Origin of the sequence: Pseudomonas sp. RGB (assembly GCF_007713445.1) — a bacterium.
Classification (GTDB): Bacteria; Pseudomonadota; Gammaproteobacteria; order Pseudomonadales; family Pseudomonadaceae; genus Aquipseudomonas.
This window is the reverse complement of the sequence record NZ_VMSH01000039.1, coordinates 1-1,326: the sequence shown is the minus strand read 5'-3', so window position 1 is coordinate 1,326 and position 1,326 is coordinate 1. Positions and strand designations below refer to the sequence as shown.

Sequence of the window (1,326 nt, the reverse complement as noted above, 5' to 3'; positions counted from 1 at the left end):
ACCCAGCACCAGCGACTACCACCATCACCGACTCGATCGACACCACCACCGTCACGCTGACGGCGGACCCATCGGTCGTTGAAGGCGGCAATATTACTTACACCGCTACGCTGACTAACCCGGCGCAAACTGCGGTGACTGTGACGCTTTCTAATGGTCAGACGATCGTCATTGAGGCCGGTAAATCTGCCGGCTCGGTGGTGTTTGAAACTCCGGCAAACGACGTCTACAACAACGGCTCGACCGTCAATACGACGATCACCAACGCCACCGGCGGTAACTTCGAAAATCTGGCAACCAATCCTGCGCCAGCGACCACCGCGATTACCGATTCGATCGATACCACCACCGTCACGCTGACGGCAGATCCATCCGTCGTTGAAGGCGGCAACATTACTTACACCGCCACGCTGACCAACCCTGCGCAAACCGCTGTGACGGTCACGCTGAGCAACGGTCAGACGATCAACATCGAAGCAGGCAAGTCCAGCGGCACTGTAGTGTTTGAGACTCCAGCTAACGACGTTTACAACAATGGTTCGACCGTCAACACGACGATCACCAACGCCACCGGTGGCAACTTCGAGAATCTGGCGACCAACCCTGCGCCAGCCACCACCACCATCACCGACTCGATTGACACCACTACCGTCACTCTGACTGCCGATAACTCGGTTGTTGAGGGCGGCAATATCACTTACACCGCTACGCTGACTAACCCGGCGCAAACTCCGGTCACCGTGACGCTGAGCAATGGCCAGACCATCGTCATCGAAGCCGGTAAATCTGCAGGCTCGGTGGTGTTTGAAACCCCGGCTAACGATGTTTACAACAATGGTTCGACCGTCAACACGACGATCACCAATGCCACCGGTGGCAACTTCGAGAATCTGGCGACCAACCCTACGCCAGCGACCACCACGATTACCGATTCGATCGACACTACCACCGTCACTCTGACTGCCGATAACTCCGTCGTTGAAGGCGGCAACATCACTTACACCGCTACGTTGACTAACCCGGCCCAAACTCCGGTTACCTTGACGTTGAGCAATGGCCAGACCATCGTTATCGAAGCGGGTAAATCTGCGGGCTCGGTGGTGTTTGAAACTCCGGCCAACGACGTCTACAACAACGGCTCGACCGTCAATACGACGATCACCAACGCCACCGGCGGTAACTTCGAAAATCTGGCAACCAATCCTGCGCCAGCGACCACCACGATTACTGATTCGATCGACACCACCACCGTCACTCTGACTGCCGATAACTCGGTCGTTGAAGGCGGCAACATCACCTACACCGCCACGCTGACCAACCCAGCGC

General features: G+C 56.6%; 1 protein-coding gene. It reads left to right on the top strand.

Annotation, left to right across the window (positions count from 1 at the left end):
- Window positions 1–1,326, top strand: a 1,326-nt coding sequence (locus tag FPT15_RS29675; protein WP_145166233.1) for an immunoglobulin-like domain-containing protein, incomplete at both ends; no start/stop codon positions are given.